At 50.5% G+C, this 15245-nt stretch carries 27 protein-coding genes and 1 pseudogene; 25 read left to right on the top strand and 3 right to left on the bottom strand.

Annotation, left to right across the window (positions count from 1 at the left end; all coding sequences use genetic code 11):
- Positions 1-24: 24 nt before the first annotated feature.
- Positions 25-666 (bottom strand): LexA family protein, encoded by a 642-nt coding sequence (locus tag ABIB18_RS09535; protein WP_266306046.1) that lies wholly within the window; start codon positions 664-666, stop codon positions 25-27.
- Between the two features lie 100 nt (positions 667-766).
- Between ABIB18_RS09535 and ABIB18_RS09530 the strand changes: the two genes are divergently transcribed.
- The 14 genes from ABIB18_RS09530 (at position 767) to ABIB18_RS09465 (ending at position 7631) form a co-directional block, all read left to right on the top strand.
- The gene (locus tag ABIB18_RS09530) at positions 767-982 is read left to right on the top strand and encodes a helix-turn-helix domain-containing protein (RefSeq protein WP_201499392.1); all 216 of its coding nucleotides are present in this window, start codon (positions 767-769) and stop codon (positions 980-982) included.
- Positions 983-1098: 116 nt separating this feature from the next.
- Positions 1099-1398 (top strand): CII family transcriptional regulator, encoded by a 300-nt coding sequence (locus ABIB18_RS09525; protein ID WP_354474049.1) that lies wholly within the window; start codon positions 1099-1101, stop codon positions 1396-1398.
- Positions 1399-1435: 37 nt separating this feature from the next.
- Positions 1436-2275, top strand: coding sequence for a ParB/RepB/Spo0J family partition protein (locus ABIB18_RS09520; RefSeq protein ID WP_354474048.1), 840 nt, complete (start codon positions 1436-1438; stop codon positions 2273-2275).
- A gap of 46 nt (positions 2276-2321) precedes the next feature.
- Positions 2322-3182, top strand: a complete 861-nt coding sequence (locus ABIB18_RS09515; RefSeq protein WP_354474047.1) for a replication protein — start codon at positions 2322-2324, stop codon at positions 3180-3182.
- Between the two features lie 41 nt (positions 3183-3223).
- Positions 3224-3883 carry a replication protein P gene (locus ABIB18_RS09510; protein WP_354474046.1) on the top strand — a complete coding sequence of 220 codons (660 nt, stop codon included), beginning with the start codon at positions 3224-3226 and terminating at the stop codon, positions 3881-3883.
- The gene (locus ABIB18_RS09505; protein WP_354474045.1) at positions 3876-4028 is read left to right on the top strand and encodes a hypothetical protein; all 153 of its coding nucleotides are present in this window, start codon (positions 3876-3878) and stop codon (positions 4026-4028) included. The genes ABIB18_RS09510 and ABIB18_RS09505 overlap by 8 nt, the downstream gene beginning before the upstream one ends.
- Positions 4025-4261: a hypothetical protein gene (locus ABIB18_RS09500; protein WP_354474044.1), complete on the top strand. Its 237-nt coding sequence runs from the start codon at positions 4025-4027 to the stop codon at positions 4259-4261. Before ABIB18_RS09505 ends, ABIB18_RS09500 begins: the two co-directional genes overlap by 4 nt.
- On the top strand, positions 4227-4982 hold the full coding sequence (locus ABIB18_RS09495; protein WP_354474043.1) for a hypothetical protein: 756 nt from the start codon (positions 4227-4229) through the stop codon (positions 4980-4982). Before ABIB18_RS09500 ends, ABIB18_RS09495 begins: the two co-directional genes overlap by 35 nt.
- A 190-nt stretch (positions 4983-5172) precedes the next feature.
- On the top strand, positions 5173-5607 hold the full coding sequence (locus ABIB18_RS09490) for a recombination protein NinB (protein WP_354474042.1): 435 nt from the start codon (positions 5173-5175) through the stop codon (positions 5605-5607).
- Complete coding sequence (locus tag ABIB18_RS09485; protein WP_313903594.1) at positions 5577-5828, top strand: protein ninH; 252 nt, start codon at positions 5577-5579, stop codon at positions 5826-5828. Before ABIB18_RS09490 ends, ABIB18_RS09485 begins: the two co-directional genes overlap by 31 nt.
- Positions 5803-6003 (top strand): hypothetical protein, encoded by a 201-nt coding sequence (locus tag ABIB18_RS09480; RefSeq protein ID WP_163851667.1) that lies wholly within the window; start codon positions 5803-5805, stop codon positions 6001-6003. Before ABIB18_RS09485 ends, ABIB18_RS09480 begins: the two co-directional genes overlap by 26 nt.
- A 119-nt stretch (positions 6004-6122) precedes the next feature.
- On the top strand, positions 6123-6284 hold the full coding sequence (locus ABIB18_RS09475) for a protein NinF (protein WP_078805219.1): 162 nt from the start codon (positions 6123-6125) through the stop codon (positions 6282-6284).
- Complete coding sequence (locus ABIB18_RS09470; protein ID WP_354474041.1) at positions 6259-6867, top strand: recombination protein NinG; 609 nt, start codon at positions 6259-6261, stop codon at positions 6865-6867. Before ABIB18_RS09475 ends, ABIB18_RS09470 begins: the two co-directional genes overlap by 26 nt.
- A complete protein-coding gene (locus ABIB18_RS09465; protein WP_354474040.1) occupies positions 6864-7631 on the top strand; it encodes an antitermination protein in 768 nt (255 codons plus the stop codon). The genes ABIB18_RS09470 and ABIB18_RS09465 overlap by 4 nt, the downstream gene beginning before the upstream one ends.
- A gap of 32 nt (positions 7632-7663) precedes the next feature.
- Here the strand turns inward: ABIB18_RS09465 and ABIB18_RS09460 are convergent, their stop codons facing one another.
- The gene (locus ABIB18_RS09460) at positions 7664-7816 is read right to left on the bottom strand and encodes a transmembrane anchored protein (protein ID WP_143788985.1); all 153 of its coding nucleotides are present in this window, start codon (positions 7814-7816) and stop codon (positions 7664-7666) included.
- Positions 7817-8478: 662 nt separating this feature from the next.
- Between ABIB18_RS09460 and ABIB18_RS09455 the strand changes: the two genes are divergently transcribed.
- From ABIB18_RS09455 to ABIB18_RS09440, 4 genes are all read left to right on the top strand, one after another.
- Positions 8479-8811: a hypothetical protein gene (locus ABIB18_RS09455; protein ID WP_354474039.1), complete on the top strand. Its 333-nt coding sequence runs from the start codon at positions 8479-8481 to the stop codon at positions 8809-8811.
- 144 nt (positions 8812-8955) lie between these two features.
- Complete coding sequence (locus ABIB18_RS09450) at positions 8956-9198, top strand: phage holin (protein ID WP_033772838.1); 243 nt, start codon at positions 8956-8958, stop codon at positions 9196-9198.
- 3 nt (positions 9199-9201) lie between these two features.
- On the top strand, positions 9202-9711 hold the full coding sequence (locus ABIB18_RS09445; RefSeq protein ID WP_354474038.1) for a lysozyme: 510 nt from the start codon (positions 9202-9204) through the stop codon (positions 9709-9711).
- Positions 9695-10162, top strand: coding sequence for a lysis protein (locus ABIB18_RS09440; RefSeq protein ID WP_354474037.1), 468 nt, complete (start codon positions 9695-9697; stop codon positions 10160-10162). The genes ABIB18_RS09445 and ABIB18_RS09440 overlap by 17 nt, the downstream gene beginning before the upstream one ends.
- A gap of 33 nt (positions 10163-10195) precedes the next feature.
- Here the strand turns inward: ABIB18_RS09440 and ABIB18_RS09435 are convergent, their stop codons facing one another.
- On the bottom strand, positions 10196-10828 hold the full coding sequence (locus ABIB18_RS09435; protein WP_354474036.1) for a hypothetical protein: 633 nt from the start codon (positions 10826-10828) through the stop codon (positions 10196-10198).
- A gap of 337 nt (positions 10829-11165) precedes the next feature.
- Between ABIB18_RS09435 and ABIB18_RS09430 the strand changes: the two genes are divergently transcribed.
- The 7 genes and pseudogenes from ABIB18_RS09430 (at position 11166) to ABIB18_RS09400 (ending at position 15242) form a co-directional block, all read left to right on the top strand.
- Positions 11166-11588, top strand: coding sequence for a hypothetical protein (locus tag ABIB18_RS09430; protein ID WP_354474035.1), 423 nt, complete (start codon positions 11166-11168; stop codon positions 11586-11588).
- A gap of 63 nt (positions 11589-11651) precedes the next feature.
- On the top strand, positions 11652-11846 hold the full coding sequence (locus ABIB18_RS09425) for a hypothetical protein (protein WP_354474034.1): 195 nt from the start codon (positions 11652-11654) through the stop codon (positions 11844-11846).
- 179 nt (positions 11847-12025) lie between these two features.
- On the top strand, positions 12026-12541 hold the full coding sequence (locus ABIB18_RS09420; protein WP_308546730.1) for a hypothetical protein: 516 nt from the start codon (positions 12026-12028) through the stop codon (positions 12539-12541).
- Positions 12541-13359, top strand: a pseudogene (locus ABIB18_RS09415) (terminase); the annotation flags it as partial. The gene ABIB18_RS09420 and the pseudogene ABIB18_RS09415, both read left to right, overlap by 1 nt.
- Before the next feature lie 22 nt (positions 13360-13381).
- Complete coding sequence (locus ABIB18_RS09410) at positions 13382-14050, top strand: phage tail tape measure protein (protein ID WP_502922709.1); 669 nt, start codon at positions 13382-13384, stop codon at positions 14048-14050.
- Positions 14051-14064: 14 nt separating this feature from the next.
- Positions 14065-14658 carry a hypothetical protein gene (locus ABIB18_RS09405; protein ID WP_354474033.1) on the top strand — a complete coding sequence of 198 codons (594 nt, stop codon included), beginning with the start codon at positions 14065-14067 and terminating at the stop codon, positions 14656-14658.
- The gene (locus tag ABIB18_RS09400) at positions 14658-15242 is read left to right on the top strand and encodes a hypothetical protein (RefSeq protein ID WP_354474032.1); all 585 of its coding nucleotides are present in this window, start codon (positions 14658-14660) and stop codon (positions 15240-15242) included. The genes ABIB18_RS09405 and ABIB18_RS09400 overlap by 1 nt, the downstream gene beginning before the upstream one ends.
- The last annotated feature ends 3 nt before the right edge of the window (positions 15243-15245 follow it).

The following is a 15245-nucleotide window of genomic DNA, read 5'->3' as shown; positions in this document are numbered from 1 at the left end:
AAAGTCTCTTCCTGCTATCGAGTCTCAAACCAGCCTCATCTTCGTCTCGATCGCTACGCCAAGCACTTTGCAGTTACCGTTCACCGGCACCATAGGCCACTGTGGGTTCAGCCCCTTCAGGTACTTCTGGCTGCCATCAATGATGAGCTTCTTGAATGTCGCTTCGTTATCGTCGGTTAGCTTCGCAACGACCAGGCTTCCATTGACTGCTTCACGTCCGGTATCGAACAGCACATAGGTTCCTGCCGGAATACTCAGCCCAATCGGCGCAGTCATTGAATCGCCTTCCACCTGCAGCCAGAATGCATCTCCCTGCGTATGTGCGTCAGATTCAAGCCACATATCGACATCCTTAATCGTATAGGGTTCACAGGCTTCATCCCATGCGCCAGCCTGAACCTTGCTTAAAACGGGGTAGCGCGCAGTCGGCTTGTAGTCCCGAGGGTTAGACACATTGCTGTCTAAGGTTGCCCCTGTTCCATCAAGAAGCCATTGGATGTCGCAATTTAACGCCTTAGCTAGCTCAGGCAAATACCTTGGTCTTTTAGTTTTACCGCTCTCAAGCTGGACAATCGCCTGCTGCGTTGTGCCGGCCTTTTCCGCTAGCTCTGTCTGAGTCAAACCCAGCTCAGTCCTTTTTGAAAGCACCCTTGCCGCAATTGTCATTTAACACCTCATCAAAAAAGAGATGTTCACAAGAAAAGCTGTAATTGACAAACAAAGTAGTTTGTATTTAAAATACAAGAAAGTTTGTCAAGGAGGCTATATGCAAACTATCTCCCAGCGCCTCAAGCAGAAACGAGCAGAGCTGAAGATGACTCAGACCGAATTGGCGCTTAAGGCAGGTGTGAAGCAGCAATCAATCCAACAGATTGAAGCTGGTATCACCAAGCGCCCACGGAAGATCTTCGAAATCGCTGTAGCTCTGCAATGTGATCCTGTCTGGCTGCAATACGGAAACGGCGTCAATACCGCCGCCTGATTTCCACCGCTCTTTACACAATCTAGCCCGCCGCCAACGCGGGGAAATTTTAAACCCAAGTGACTTGCTCACCGCAATGTCACGCAATTACTTAACCAACAAAGGAATTTTACATCATGGAAATTGCAAGCTATCGCAAAAAAGCGAGAGAGATTGAAAGCCAGTTACTGAACAAACTGGCTGAACGTGGACAGGGAACACTGGCGAAGGTACTCGACCTGGACGACGCAGCTGTAAGCCGCATGAAGCGTCCATCAGGAAAGCAGCGTCACAGCTTCTTCCAGATGATGAGTCTGGCGCTGGCTTATCTGGATGTGGTTTCACCTGAATCAGAAGTGGCGCAGAGGTTGTTGCGCATAGAGCAGCTACTGACAAAAGAAAAAGCCACGAGCTGCGCGAACAGCTTCGAGGCCTGATGCACGAATCTTACTGGATCAACGTACAGGAGTAATTATGAGTTCTTTATTATCGCTTTACAAGGCTAAAGAGAAAAACGGCACTGAAACAACGGTTAAGAAAACTTTTCTGGTGCCATTGGCTGAGCTTTACGTCGAGCCTGGCTACAACGTCCGAGAAATCGACCAGGAGCATGTCGCTGAATTTCGAGACGCTTTCATTGCCGGTGAATTTGTGCCGCCGCTGGCGGTTCAGGTGACAGAGCAGGGAATCAAGATTATCGACGGTCACCACCGGTACTACGGCGCAAAAATGGCGTCAGAAGCCGGACACGAAATACCCCGCCTTGAGTGCAAGGACTTCTCAGGCTCCGAAGCTGATCGCATCGCATTCATGGTCACCAGTTCACAGGGTAAGGCACTGTCTCCTCTGGAACGTGCGGCAGCATATCAGCGCCTGCTGAATCAGGGCTGGACACCTGCAGAGATTGCCAAAAAGGTTAAGCGTTCACCAGCTGATGTGGATCAGCATCTTCAGCTACTGGAGTGTGGCGATGGTCTAATCGCAATGGTCAAAGCGGGCGAGGTAGCACCGACAACGGCTGTGGCGCTATCACGTGAACATGGCGCGAAAGCGGAAGCCGTGGCGCAGGTTCAGATGGAGAAGGCCAAGGCTGCTGGTAAAACGAAGCTGACGCGCTCTGCTGCCATACCGCAGTTCAGTGCAGCAAAAGCACGCCGCCTGGCTGAATTACTGGTTGATGCAGAGTTCGATCGGGATGGTGGTTTCGACAGCTTGATTCTCTCTCATGGCACCACTGAAGAGATAAAGCGGATTCTCTCTGATTATCGCTCAGGCATTCCTTCTGACGGGGGCGGCGATGAATCTTGCGCATGACAACGTATCACCAATCAGGCCCGCTCTCAGGGCCGTGGAGCAACGTGTGGCAGATACAGACGATGGATACACGCGTCTGGCAAACGAGCTGTACGAAGAGCTGATAGGAGCCAACCTGACCAGGAATCAGGCTAAGGTTGCGCATGCTGTTTGCCGGAAAACATACGGCTTCAACAAGAAGATGGATCGCATTGCTGACAGCCAGATTAGCCATCTCACCAGGCTGCCCAGGCAGAAGGTGAATAAGGCAAAAAACGAGTTAATTCAGATGTGTGTTCTGGTCAGGGAAGGCATGCTAATCGGACCAAATAAGAACCTCGCAGAGTGGCAAATTCCAGAGTGTCACCATGATGGTGTCACTGTCACCAAATCAGTGACAAAAAGTGTCACCAAAATGGTGACAGGGTTGTCACCAAAACAGGGACACACAAAAGACACTATTACAAAAGACAAGAAAGACAATAAACATACGTCAGAGGATTCTGGCGAATCCTCCGACACCCCCCTGAGGAATCTCCCGGTCATTCGGCCTGAAGCAGCGACCCATTCACTGAAAGGTGACAAGTGGGGAACTGCTGACGACCTGAAGGCTGCTGAGTGGATGTTCAGCAGGGTGAAGATTGTTACTCCAACAGCTAAATCCCCTAACTGGCCTGCCTGGGCTAACGAAGTACGCCTTCTGAGAGGAACACTTGAAGTTACGCACCATGACATCTGCGAAACCTTCAAATGGGCCAACGCCGATCACTTCTGGCAGACCAATATCCTCAGCCCTGCAAAACTCCGCGCAAAGTGGGACACGCTCCGTGCGCAGATGAGCCAGCCAGGGCGTAACCGGCAGGCAGTAGCTCAGCAACCCGCTCAGCACTGGAACAGCCGCGAAGCCTGGGAGAATGAATTCCTATGAGAAATCTCATATCAGCAATTCAGAATCGTGATGCAGGCGCAATGGCTCGCATTGCAGGAGATGGGCCGCGTCCAGTTGAGCGTGGAGTGCATGAAGACGTTGAACGTCTGGTAGACGCCCTGTTTTCAAACCTGAAGCAGGTGTTTCCGGCATCGGTCAGCACTGCGTGGCGCAACCCCAACGACGAAGCAGCAGCGAAACGCCAGTGGATCGCGGCGTTTGCAGAGAACGGCATCCACAACAAGCAGCAGCTATCAGCAGGCATGAAACTGGCCCGCGCCAGTGGCTCACCGTTCCTGCCATCACCCGGCCAGTTTATCGAGTGGTGCAAGCAGGGTGAACACCGCGCAGCCGGTCTGCCAGCCGATGATGAACTGTATGACATGTTCCGCCTGTACTGCCGGGACCGTGGCATGTACGACAGCAGCGAAGAGTTCCCATGGGAAAGCCCGGCCTGTTTCCACATGGTGACAGCGGTCTATAACCAGATGCGATCATTCAACCTGACCGACACAGAGTGTCGCAAACGCCTGGGCGATGAGCTGCGCAAGATGTCCCGCCGCATTGAAGCTGGCGAAGTCATCCCGCCGCCGCGCAAACAGATTCCTCAATTGCACATTCCGACCGGTAACGAAAAGGCACTGGACCACCTCGCCGACATTCGCCGCCGCTTCGGTCTGAAAGGTGGCCGCCATGACTGAGATGAACCGCATCTGCTTTGAGCGCCTGTATCGCAGCGTGCACGGCGATAAACACAACCTGACCCGATCACATCTTGGATATCAGGATGCCACGGTAGACCGGGCGTTTTTCTTCTGGCTTGAGGGAAAGGAGAGCGCAGCATGACACAGGTTACTCAACTGGTAATCAAAACCCCGCTGATGCGTCAGGCCCGCAACATGACGCTGGCAATCATCGACCTGGCTAAGACGCGCGACCTGACGCCGGAGCAGTTCCGGGCGCACCTGAACGCTATCGACATGCTGGCGCGCGAAGCACATGACCTGATAGTCGATGCTGAGTTTGAAAAGGAAGGAGAAGATCATGATCCACTATCACGGCGGACCAATAACGCCTGACACCTGCGCAATTCGGGCATGGAAAGGGCGGCATGCTTTCATCTCCTTTGCTCATGCCGGCCAAATAAATCTCGCCTCAGAGTTCTGTCAGTCATTCGCTCTGGATAACGGTGCGTTCACAGCTTGGAAGGCAGCTGGACGAAACAAAATCGACTGGAGGGATTACTACGAATTCGTGGCTAGATGGAAAAACCATCCCGGCTTCGATTTCGCCATCATCCCTGATGTTATCGACGGCGGAGAAGCAGAGAACGAAGCATTGCTTGATGAGTGGCCACACGGTGATTTCTATGGCGTACCGGTATGGCACATGAACGAGAGCGATGATCGATTCATCCGGCTTTGCAATAAGTACCCGAGAGTGGCTATCGGTAGTTGTGGAGAATATGACGTTAAGCGTCCGAATCTTGCTGTGGCGCGCATGAAGGACCTGATCCGGCACGTTACAGACGATTACGGCCAGCCCATCGCCAAGCTTCACGGCCTGCGCATGCTTAACCCAATTATCTTCACCAAACTACCGCTGGCGAGCGCTGACAGCACTAACGTTGGCAGAAACATTGGTATCGATAAGGCATGGTCAGGAGCGTACGCCCCTGCATCAAAAGAAACCCGCGCTGCATTGATGGTCGAACGTATCGAGTCACACAACAGCCCCGGCTCACTGCATTACTGCGAGCAACGGGACCGGTTCAACATGCAGCTGCAGTTGGCTGTATAGGAGGACGCATGAATAACGTAATCCCTCTCAGACCTAAGCACCAACCCCTCAAAGACTCACACTCAGCGATACTGACAGCCCTCAAGATGCTTCGTGAAGGCGGACACAGTAAGCAGAGCATTGACCTGTTGTTGAGCGCCGCAGCCGACAACATCCATGATTACGTGGAGACAATCGAAGGGAGGTAGCAGTGGAGACGCAACGTTATCTACTGAGAGACAACAGCATCCGGCAGAACTGCATCAGCGCCATCCAGCAACTCCCCGCCAATCCCGACAAACCTCTGCAGGTAACCATTCAGGAAGACACCAGAAGCCTTGCGCAAAACCGCATGCTTTGGGCCTGCCTGCATGACGTATCGAGCCAGGTGGTCTGGTACGGGAAGAAGCTCGATCCTGAGAGCTGGAAACACATTTTCAGCGCCAGCCTGAAAGGACAGGAGACGGTGCCGGGTATCAATGGCGGCTTTGTGGTGCTGGGCCAGTCAACAAGCAAAATGCGCGTCGGTGAGATGCGAGATTTAATCACCTTAATCCATGCATTCGGTGCCGAGCAGAACGTCAGGTTTAGCGATGAATCAGCGCGCGCGGCTGAATGGGCTGGAAGATTCGGGAGGACAGCATGACACCACAGGTTACCTCAATTCCTCAGTTACTCATTGAGACCCGAGGAAACCAAACAGCAGTTGGCCGAGCGATCAAATCCACTCGCACAACTGTCAGGAAATATGCCCGAGACTTTAACTGCCGGTATCACGTCGTAGTCAATGGTGTGTTGATGGTCAGTCAGGGCGATCGTGGGCTTCACAAAAGGAAAAGCAATGAAGAAAACATGGTTCACCCATGACCCTGTAGATACAGACACTGCAAACGAACTCATTTCCCGTTACAACGCCCGCAACATTCATACCCAAAAGACACTCGCCGCCGATCCCCGTTTATGGCTGGTTAGCGCGCTGTTGCCTGAAGGTAATCGCGAACCACGAAGAGACAAAACTTATGAGAACAAATGCTGGGCGTAAGCGTTGTTGTAGCTGCAGTACTGTGCTGACCAGTGAAGATAAACACCGGTTCGGAGTTAGCTGTGAAATCTGCGAAGAGGATATCTGGTATTACGAGCACCTCGACTATCTGCCAATTCATGCCGCATGGCGATATACCTGCTATCAACTGCGCTGGCTGTGGCATACCGCTGGCTACGGACGAGACATATGCCTGCGTCCGCTGCTGCGCCGGCTGGATGCAAGACGACAACATCAGAATGCACGGAGGGGGCGATGAGAAAAGTCAGGCGAAGATGTAAGAATGCGGACTGTCGAGAATGGTTTCATCCGGGTTTCTCAAATCAAACGTGGTGCTCACCAAAATGCGGAACCGTGATAGCACTGACAAAGAGAGAGAAGGACCGGCATAAGGCGATACAGGAAGCAGAGCGACGGCGAAAAGATGAAGCTCAGCAGGAAAAGCGCCATACCAAAATCCGCAAGTTAGCAGTAAAGCCCCTCAGTCACTTCCATAAGCAAACCCAGTCAGCCTTCAACGAATATATCCGCACTCGTGATGCCGCCGATCCGTGCATCAGCTGCGGACGATTCCACGAAGGAAAATATGACGCCGGGCACTATCGAACTCGCGGCGCTTCACCGGCTACACGCTACGAAGAAACCAACTGCCATAAGCAGTGCGTACCATGCAACCAGCACCTTTCCGGCAACATTGAAAACTACACGCCTAACCTGATTAAGAAGATCGGTCAGGCTGCTTTCGATCGCCTTATGGGTCCGCATGAGCAAAAGAAATGGACGCGGGAAGAGCTGCAGGAGCTGGCTGCGCACTATCGGCAGAAAACCAGAGAGCTGATCAAGCAGAGGAGCGAGACACCATGAGCCTTGAAGCGACAGTAAAATATTATTTTCCAAAAACAGCGAGCTTTGCGGGTATGCCGCCTGCAACAGCTACAGATGCGCTATCAGGCACTGACTACATGGCTGCCATGGGAATGACTCAGAGCCGAGCGCCGCTGGGCTATAGTGCGTTCATGGGTAAGGTTGGAGTGAGCGATAACGACGCCCGACGCGCCGTATCGTTATTAACTGAATATGCATTGAGTACCTGCGATAAGGTTGCCGCCTTGCGCAAGCTAGACACCGATATTAAGACAGCAGTTATGCAAACGCTCGCAACTTATGCCTACATGGATTATTGCCGAAGCGCCGCCAGCGTCAAACCCTGCGAATGCTGCCAGGCGAAAGGATTTATTGAGGCTGACGTTTTCAGCATGAAGTCACCGCTATCAGGTGGCTCTGCACGAAGCGTGAAGGAGGTTGTTCGCGTTATCTGCAAGACCTGTAAAGGTAAGGGCGTCGTGTCATCAGCGTGTCGTGACTGTAGCGGACGTGGACGTGCCGTTGATCGCAAGCTGACTGAAGAGCAGGGCGTGCCTGTCATGGGGGATTGCAAGCGTTGCTGCGGGCGAGGGTATGAGCGCATCCCCGCAGTTGAAGCATTCCGAAGCATTTGCGCATTTACGGAGGCTATCAGTTTGGCAACGTGGGACAGGAGTGGAAAGCCATTCTTTGACCAGCTTATCGGCAAGCTGGAAGTTGAGGAATCATGGGCTAACTCCTCACTGAATAAAGTTACAGTTTGAAAAAAACCCACCGTAAGGTGGGCTATTGCTAATTAGTTTCCGCCGGGACGTGAATCTGATGAACGTCCACCACAGCGAGAACCATCTGCTGCCGTATCGTTAGCATGTTGGCAGTTGCCAGCAAAAGCTTGTGTAATTGAGCCGAGAGATAAGGCAAGGAAGAGTATTGCTAATGTTTTTTTCAAGGCATGCACCTTTGCATTTGATTAAATTACTAGGTTAGTAACATGAACCGCCAGCATGGTGAGAACCGGTTCCGCCGTGTGGATGTGTGCCTTTAGGACATGCCAGAGCTGAGCTTGAGAAAGCAAATACTGCGGTGAGCATTAAAAGTGCGGCAATCTTTTTCATAAATTTATAGCATCCTGAACAAGAGAGGAGTGAAGAGATGGTCACAACAATCTATCAGAAGATTCCTATTAATTAATACTGATATATGATCAGTTCTTATGATTTAATTTCTCTTGTAGGCTTAACTGAAAATAAAGGACATAAAATCGCTGGTTATTTTATCGTGAGCTATTTACTTTTCAGGAAGCTGGGGATATGATTCCTAACAGTTGAAGTTGCGCGCTGTTGTTTGAAGCGTTAACTTAATCCAGTCAGTTCCATCACTGATAATGTGGATGCCAAACAGCCTCGCGACCTCATCAGTCTGCGGGGCTTTTTTATTATCCCCAAGAGCGGATAAAGCGCCCCTTATACCCTCTAGCGGGTAAGTAACATCACTAAACTATTTCAAAGGTCAGTCATAGAACTGGCCTTTTTCATTGCAGACTTTCAAAAGATTTCTGACATAACCTGTTGTCGCTTAGCATGTAAAACTTTCAATCAAAGAGGTTAAAGCATGCAAAGCATAAAAACTTATTCGATACCCCTCGGTAATGTTTCGCCATCAAATCTTGATGGGCTGTCCGCATTGTTTGAAGAGTACTCTTCATATTTTGATGGGTACCTTTTAACAAAGTATGGCGGTGATGGGCAATATCAAGTAGTGGATGGGTCATTCGAAATTACAGGTGCAACAGAAAACTTTATTGAATTCATTGCAGTAGTAAACTATTTCTCCGGATGCAAAGACCAAGACCATGATATTGATGTAGGCGGAAGTGCTTATTATGAAATCACTAATGGTCATTTAAACGTCAGTTTGGATGAGACAGTCTGGAATCAAGATTAAATTTCATTTCAAAAGCTCACTTCGGTGGGCTTTTTTCGTTTTTCGCCCCTGCCAATCAACATCGACTTTCACCCTTTCCTATGTGGCAGCGGGCGATCTTTTCTTCTGACTACCTGCAGCACCGACCGTAATCACGGAGGTGTTATGAGTATCGATATGAGCAAACTGGCTTCAGGCGCAGCATATGGCGCATCTGCCGGGACAATCGCCAATGGTCTTCTGACCCGGCTAAGTCCCGATGAGTGGAGTGCTGTAGGCGTGCTGGCCGGTATTTTGGTCGCGCTTTTCACGCTCGGCATCAACTGGTACTACAAGCGCAAGGCTACCCTGGCGCAAATCAAAGCCCTTCAGCGCTGGCCTACTGCTCCGGACATCAACGAGGATTAACCCATGGCTATGTCAAACAGCCTGCGCAATAAGCTTATTGCTGTCGCGGGTGGCGGAGCTATAGCTATCGCTACGGTATTCCTCGGCGGAAAGGGTGGAGTAGAGGGGAGGGTGTACGAGCCTTACAAAGATGTGGCGGGCGTCTGGACTGTCTGCGACGGGCACACCGGCACCGACATCATCAAAGGAAAGAAGTATACCGACCGCGAATGCGATCGCCTGATGTGGAACGATCTGCAGCCAGTCAAAAAAGCTGTTGATGGGATGGTCAAAATCCCACTGGGTGAATATCAGCGGGCCGCATTGTACAGCTTCACCTATAACGTTGGTACAAACGCGTTCTCGAAATCGACACTGCTTAAGCGTCTTAATGCCGGTGATGTTGATGGCGCATGTGAAGAATTACGCCGCTGGATTTACGCTGGCGGCCAGAAATGGCGTGGATTAATGAATCGGCGCGATATGGAGCGCACCATGTGCCTGGCGGAGAGTGCCGATGACCTTAAAGGCTAAGGTGCTTTCTGCACTCATCCTGCTGGCTCTGCTGCTATTAGCCACCTCAGTAGCGCTCGCGCTTTATTACCGCGGCAATGCCATTGACTACAAGGCGCAGCGTGACACGGCAAATAACAGTCTCAAGCTGGCAAATGACACCATTACCGATATGCAGACACGCCAGAAAAGTGTCGCTGCTCTCGATGCGAAATACACTAAGGAACTAGCTGATGCTAAAGCAACTATCGATCAGCTGCATGATGATGTTGCTACTGGCAAGCGTCGGTTGCAGCTCAACGCCACCTGCCAGAAACAATCCTCCTCCGGAACCTCCAGCCTGGATGATGCAGCCAGCGCCCGACTTACTGACGCCGCTCAGCGGGATTATTTCACCCTCAGAGGGCGAATCGAAGTTGCCGGAAAGCAAATAGCGGGGCTGCAACAGTACATCAGAGAGCAGTGCCTTTAATATTTTCCTTCAATAGGACTCGCTAAATCATCATCACATAAACATTAAGGATGCAGTTAGCGCGATTTGAACAATCAAATGAATCAGCGCTGCCTTTATCCACGAAACCTTCTTATAACCTGTAGATTTTATTCCTAAAAGCGCCTTTAACTTACCATTTTTAAGGAGCAGGTGAGCAACGAATAAAATCCAAAGCAGGTTTGCTAATGGTAAGGCATAAGGGAGTAAGATACTTGTTACCCCCACTTTGCTACCAAAAAGAGCAAGTATTAATTTTGCTGGCCAAAACAAGACGGTCGCGCATGCAGCCAGAATATTGTGTAGGGAAAAGCCAGTAAATGAGTTGGTTATTAAGTAGCCGATGGCTTGCTGATTGAGCCAGCCTCCTACATAAAGAATTAGCAGCCCAATAATGCGACTTCTGGATTCAGGTGAGATTTTGTTGTCAGATAGCCCGGATACATTTGAAATAGTGGAATAATTTTGCTGATTAGTGAGGGCGCCGGGTGTAGTGATTGGCGGGAACTCAAAGGGCTCATGGTAGTTTTCTTTTTTATAGTCGGATCGATAAGTTTGATCTGCTTCATACTTGCTGCCGTAAAGCCCATCAGATCCCTGATACATATCTTGGCCAAAAACGTTTTTACCTTTATGTTCTGAACTCATAATCATCCCTATCTAAATGAAAATTGCCTGAAGGGCATAGCTAAATTGCAAACTTTCAGATAATACCTGCAAGCATAAAAAATTCCACTACGAAATTTAGTAGGTTGTTTGGAAAAACGCTTCAGAAGGCGCTTGATTATACCGCTTGCAAGATATAATTTTCAGACAAGCTTAAAACCGATGCAAAAGAAACTTGTACCACGGTAATTGGCTCGATAAAATGACGCAAACGCATATATGAGTAAGGGAAAAAATTATACCTGAGCACAGTTAGGGTGTTCACCTTTGGCTTGATTGCCGTTGCGAACGGGGTTCGCTTTTAAAGAAGGGTATAGAAATGCGTACTGAAGATGATCTGAAAGAAATCAAGGAAAGCTTACACAGGATCGCTTACGGCGGGCCGTCTACAGGAAACCTTTGGGCTATCATCGCACAACTCGTTGTTTTTAACTTCGGGCTTGTTTTTATGATTTATGAACATTCAAAGGGATCTATTGGGTTATTGTTTGCGTTAGTTTATGGTATATCCGCTGCTTTATTGGTTTTAAGTAGATGGAGCTTAATACCTCTATTTATATGCTATGTATATTTGAGTTTATGCTGGTCTATTATTCCTTTCGGCGTGTTCATGGATGCGAAACATCCAATTCTTGCATGGGGTGGTGGTGTAATAGTCTTTGCCTTTTCTATGTGGGTACACATTTGTTATGTGACCGATGATATTTTCAAAGGAAAGATAAAAAGCAGGAAAAAAAAGTAAAAGGATACTTGATTTTTGCTCATTAAGGGCTCGCTTCGGCGGGCCTTTTTTATTGGGTCCTATATGACCGATACCTACCGCATCACCGTTACCACGAAGTCAGGCGAAACTCACGAAGGCCTGATGAACCGATCACAGCCTGAGATGGTTAATGGCTTCATTGGTGTTGCAAGGGAAGATGGCGCTTGGGTATACCTCGCGCCTGATGATGTGCTCAAGATGGAATACGTGCCGCAAGAACAGCTATCCGATACTTGACGTAAGCACACGCAACCTCGGAAAAACTGTTGATTGATGGCGCAAAAGCAATAAGCAGATCCAGATAGGTTAATTTCATTTTTACCTCCGCAAAGTTATAGGAAAAGCGCAGCGGGGCTGTGCTTCTATTGTGAGGGTTAATAGCCTCTCTATAACGTGTCTCATAATTGGAGAAAGACATGGCATCACCAGATTGGGAGGCCATCGAGTCGGCTTACCGGGCTGGCTTGATGTCAGTAAGGGCGATTGGTGAAAAGCATGGCGTTAACCATGCCACCATCCTCAAAAGAGCAAACAAAGAAGGCTGGCAACGTGACCTGACAGAGCAAGTCAGATCGGCCGTTAAAGCCAAGGTAACCAAATCGGTAACCAGCGGCGGTAACCAGTCACCAGTGGTTACTGATGCGCAGATTGTTGACCAGGCATCAGACGAAGCTGCCGCTGTAGTGATGGCTCACCGTGAGGGGTTAGCAGCATGGCGTGGCATTACCAACAAGCTCCGCGACTTCCTCGAGGATGCTGAAATCACCGAAGACAATCATGCCTCAATGTCACGCTCAATCACTGCTGGTGTTGACGCGCAGATTAAGGTGATCAACGCCGAGCGTAAGGCCTACAACCTCGATAGCGAGGAAGGTAATAAGACGGTCGATGACCTGTCGAATCTGATGGATTCATTGTCTCAGGGGGCTTAATGAAACCTGAGTACATCAAGCTGCTATCCGATAAGGACTGGCGGCTGAATAATCTGTACTGGATAACCGACAAAGAGGGTAAGCCTCAGCGATTCCGGATGACGCCAGAGCAGCGCGAATACTTCGAGGGCATGCACACACGCAACATCATCCTTAAAGCACGTCAACTTGGTTTCACCACAGAAGTCTGCATTATCCAGTTGGATGCGGCTTTGTTCGAGGCTGCCAAGTGCGCCCTAATCGCCCACACCCTCAACGATGCTAAGCGCCTGTTCCGGGAAAAGGTGAAGTACGCCTATGACCGGCTGCCGGCAGAAATCAGGGCTGCCAATCCGGCGAGCAATGATTCGGCGGGTGAACTGGTATTCAGAAAGGGCGGGTCACTTTACGTCAGCACGTCATTCCGTGGCGGCACGCTGCGTTTCCTGCACGTTTCCGAGTTTGGGAAGATATGCGCTAAGTTCCCCGACAAAGCGCGTGAGATTGTCACTGGTGCGTTTGAGGCGGTATCCAGCGATTGCTTCACCACTATTGAGAGCACAGCAGAAGGGCGGGCCAGTTACTTCTTTGATTACTGCCAGACCGCTGAGAAAGCCCAGTTGCAGGGAAAGACGCTTTCGAATCTGGACTGGAAGTTTTTCTTCTTCTCCTGGTGGAAGAATCCCCTGTATGCAATCGACCCCGTAGAGCCTCTACCGCAACGCCTCGACGATTATTTTGACGATATCGAGCAGAAGCACGGTGTCATTCTCAATGATCGCCAGAAAGCCTGGTATTACGCCAAAGAGAAGACGCTCGGCGATGACATGAAGCGCGAGTAGCGCTGCGAACGTTTCTGCGATGTCTCAGCAGTTGTTCAGTAATGCTTTCGGGAACATGGAGGACGCGCTTGTTAAGTTTGCCACCACCGGCAAGGCTTCCTTTTCTGACTTCGCAAACTCAGTTCTTTCAGACATTGCCCGCATTGCCATTCGCCAGTCGCTTATTGGGATCGGCACAAGCTTTGCCGGGATGGCGGGAGGAATGTTTGGTGGCGCTGCTGCAGCTTCGTCCGGAGCAGCAGCGGCTTCTTCTGCATCATCAAGCAATGCCTTCTCCAGTGGGGCATACAGCAACCTCAAGCTTAACGCGAAGGGGGGCGTATACGATTCTCCATCCCTGAGCACTTATAGCGGTGGCGTGTATGACTCACCGAAATTCTTTGCCTTCGCTAAGGGGGCTGGTGTTTTTGGAGAGGCAGGGCCTGAAGCAATTATGCCGTTAACACGTTCATCAGACGGTTCACTGGGTGTAAGGATGGTAAATGGCGGCCAGGCTGATGCTAAGAGTGCTGGTAACACGGTTATTCACCAGACTATCCAGGTGAATGGTAATGGCGATGCAGCACTGAAGCAGGCAATGGAAGAAGCTGCGCGAAGAGGTGCTACTGATGGCGCGAAACAGGCCCGACAGGACATGCTGCAGGACTTCCAGAACAGAGGGCAGGGCCGTCGACTGCTGGGCGTATAAGACAGGAGTAAATAATGGCAGATGTACTGGAATGGCCCGGCCCCAATCCTTCCTCGCTTAACTGGCACCTCGAATCAAATACTAAAACCTTTCGCTCTCCCTTCAACGGCGCATCACAGACGGTTCGCTTCCCCGGCTCCCGGTGGAAATGCACTGTTGAGTACGCGGTACTTGAAGAAGCACAGGCCCGCAGGATTGAGGCGGTGCTGGCGGCGATGGATGGTGAATATGGTCGGGTCAGGATACGGGATTGGGGTCGGGCAGGAAGAACTCCGGAAGGAACTCCTGTTGTGTCAGACCCAGATCAAACGGGAGTGGCCCTTTCAACAAGTGGCTGGAAGGCAAACACGGTAGTACTCCGGGCGGGGGATTACTTTACCGTTAACTCTGAGCTTAAAAAAGTGACAGCGGATGTGACCAGCAATGCTTCTGGCGTAGCGGTTATTTCGTTTGCCCCAATGCTGCGAACGTCTCCTGCCGCAAACTCCCCACTGGAAGTTCAAAACCCGTGGGGGATATTCAAGCTTGTCGACAACTCTCAGGGCGAAATCCGGCGCGCACCCGGCCTTATCTCATCAACAACCATCGAGTTTGAGGAGGCTTTCTGATGATGTACTCACCGTTTTCAGACTCAATGGTGGACTGGCTTTCTCGCGATCGCGTAACAGTGGTGGTGGCCGCAAATATCCAGTTCGAATCAGGAACCGCATACGTGCATTCCGGGACCGGGACGATCGTTATAAACGGGTTTGTCTACTACGGCATGGGTCGAATGGGTTCCATCGATGATGTAAACGAAACGAACACGACAAGTCCTTCTCAGCTGAAGATGACGCTGTCAGGTCTGGATATGTCTCTTTTTGCCAAAACACTTAATGAGAGATGCGTAGGCCGGTCTGCGGAGATATTTCTGGTCGCGATAGACGATAACGGGCAAGTGCTTGGCGCTGACCTGATCTTCCAGGGCAAGGTATCCAGTACTGGCGCAACCGCGGGCGAAACTAACGCATTGCAGTATACCGTCAGCAATATCTTTGAGGACTGGCAGCGACCATTTCCAGACCGATTTACCGATGAATCACATCAGTCGTCGCAGCCGGGTGACAGGATATTCCGTTACGTTGCGCAGATGTCTGAGCGGTCAATTTTCTGGGGTAGTAAAAAGGATGCGCCAGGCTTTACCTATTCGTGAGGT

This window comes from Pantoea sp. UYEF8, assembly GCF_040546285.1.
Classification (GTDB): Bacteria; Pseudomonadota; Gammaproteobacteria; order Enterobacterales; family Enterobacteriaceae; genus Pantoea; species Pantoea brenneri.
Note: the sequence above shows the minus strand (reverse complement) of the source record. Positions and strands in the feature narration are given on the sequence as shown.

Bases quoted from the DNA above. Each gene is read 5' to 3' on its own strand.
- ABIB18_RS09495 (WP_354474043.1), top strand. From the start codon at position 4,227: ATGATCCACTATCACGGCGGACCAATAACGCCTGACACCTGCGCAATT.
- ABIB18_RS09480 (WP_163851667.1), top strand. From the start codon at position 5,803: ATGAAGAAAACATGGTTCACCCATGACCCTGTAGATACAGACACTGCA.
- ABIB18_RS09475 (WP_078805219.1), top strand. From the start codon at position 6,123: ATGCCGCATGGCGATATACCTGCTATCAACTGCGCTGGCTGTGGCATA.
- ABIB18_RS09410 (WP_502922709.1), top strand. From the start codon at position 13,382: ATGTCTCAGCAGTTGTTCAGTAATGCTTTCGGGAACATGGAGGACGCG.
- ABIB18_RS09505 (WP_354474045.1), top strand. From the start codon at position 3,876: ATGACTGAGATGAACCGCATCTGCTTTGAGCGCCTGTATCGCAGCGTG.
- ABIB18_RS09425 (WP_354474034.1), top strand. From the start codon at position 11,652: ATGACCGATACCTACCGCATCACCGTTACCACGAAGTCAGGCGAAACT.
- ABIB18_RS09530 (WP_201499392.1), top strand. From the start codon at position 767: ATGCAAACTATCTCCCAGCGCCTCAAGCAGAAACGAGCAGAGCTGAAG.
- ABIB18_RS09500 (WP_354474044.1), top strand. From the start codon at position 4,025: ATGACACAGGTTACTCAACTGGTAATCAAAACCCCGCTGATGCGTCAG.
- ABIB18_RS09455 (WP_354474039.1), top strand. From the start codon at position 8,479: ATGCAAAGCATAAAAACTTATTCGATACCCCTCGGTAATGTTTCGCCA.
- ABIB18_RS09470 (WP_354474041.1), top strand. From the start codon at position 6,259: ATGAGAAAAGTCAGGCGAAGATGTAAGAATGCGGACTGTCGAGAATGG.
- ABIB18_RS09525 (WP_354474049.1), top strand. From the start codon at position 1,099: ATGGAAATTGCAAGCTATCGCAAAAAAGCGAGAGAGATTGAAAGCCAG.
- ABIB18_RS09535 (WP_266306046.1), bottom strand. From the start codon at position 666: ATGACAATTGCGGCAAGGGTGCTTTCAAAAAGGACTGAGCTGGGTTTG.
- ABIB18_RS09485 (WP_313903594.1), top strand. From the start codon at position 5,577: ATGGGCTGGAAGATTCGGGAGGACAGCATGACACCACAGGTTACCTCA.
- ABIB18_RS09450 (WP_033772838.1), top strand. From the start codon at position 8,956: ATGAGTATCGATATGAGCAAACTGGCTTCAGGCGCAGCATATGGCGCA.
- ABIB18_RS09445 (WP_354474038.1), top strand. From the start codon at position 9,202: ATGGCTATGTCAAACAGCCTGCGCAATAAGCTTATTGCTGTCGCGGGT.
- ABIB18_RS09430 (WP_354474035.1), top strand. From the start codon at position 11,166: ATGCGTACTGAAGATGATCTGAAAGAAATCAAGGAAAGCTTACACAGG.
- ABIB18_RS09465 (WP_354474040.1), top strand. From the start codon at position 6,864: ATGAGCCTTGAAGCGACAGTAAAATATTATTTTCCAAAAACAGCGAGC.
- ABIB18_RS09510 (WP_354474046.1), top strand. From the start codon at position 3,224: ATGGCTCGCATTGCAGGAGATGGGCCGCGTCCAGTTGAGCGTGGAGTG.
- ABIB18_RS09400 (WP_354474032.1), top strand. From the start codon at position 14,658: ATGATGTACTCACCGTTTTCAGACTCAATGGTGGACTGGCTTTCTCGC.
- ABIB18_RS09405 (WP_354474033.1), top strand. From the start codon at position 14,065: ATGGCAGATGTACTGGAATGGCCCGGCCCCAATCCTTCCTCGCTTAAC.
- ABIB18_RS09440 (WP_354474037.1), top strand. From the start codon at position 9,695: ATGACCTTAAAGGCTAAGGTGCTTTCTGCACTCATCCTGCTGGCTCTG.
- ABIB18_RS09520 (WP_354474048.1), top strand. From the start codon at position 1,436: ATGAGTTCTTTATTATCGCTTTACAAGGCTAAAGAGAAAAACGGCACT.
- ABIB18_RS09420 (WP_308546730.1), top strand. From the start codon at position 12,026: ATGGCATCACCAGATTGGGAGGCCATCGAGTCGGCTTACCGGGCTGGC.
- ABIB18_RS09435 (WP_354474036.1), bottom strand. From the start codon at position 10,828: ATGAGTTCAGAACATAAAGGTAAAAACGTTTTTGGCCAAGATATGTAT.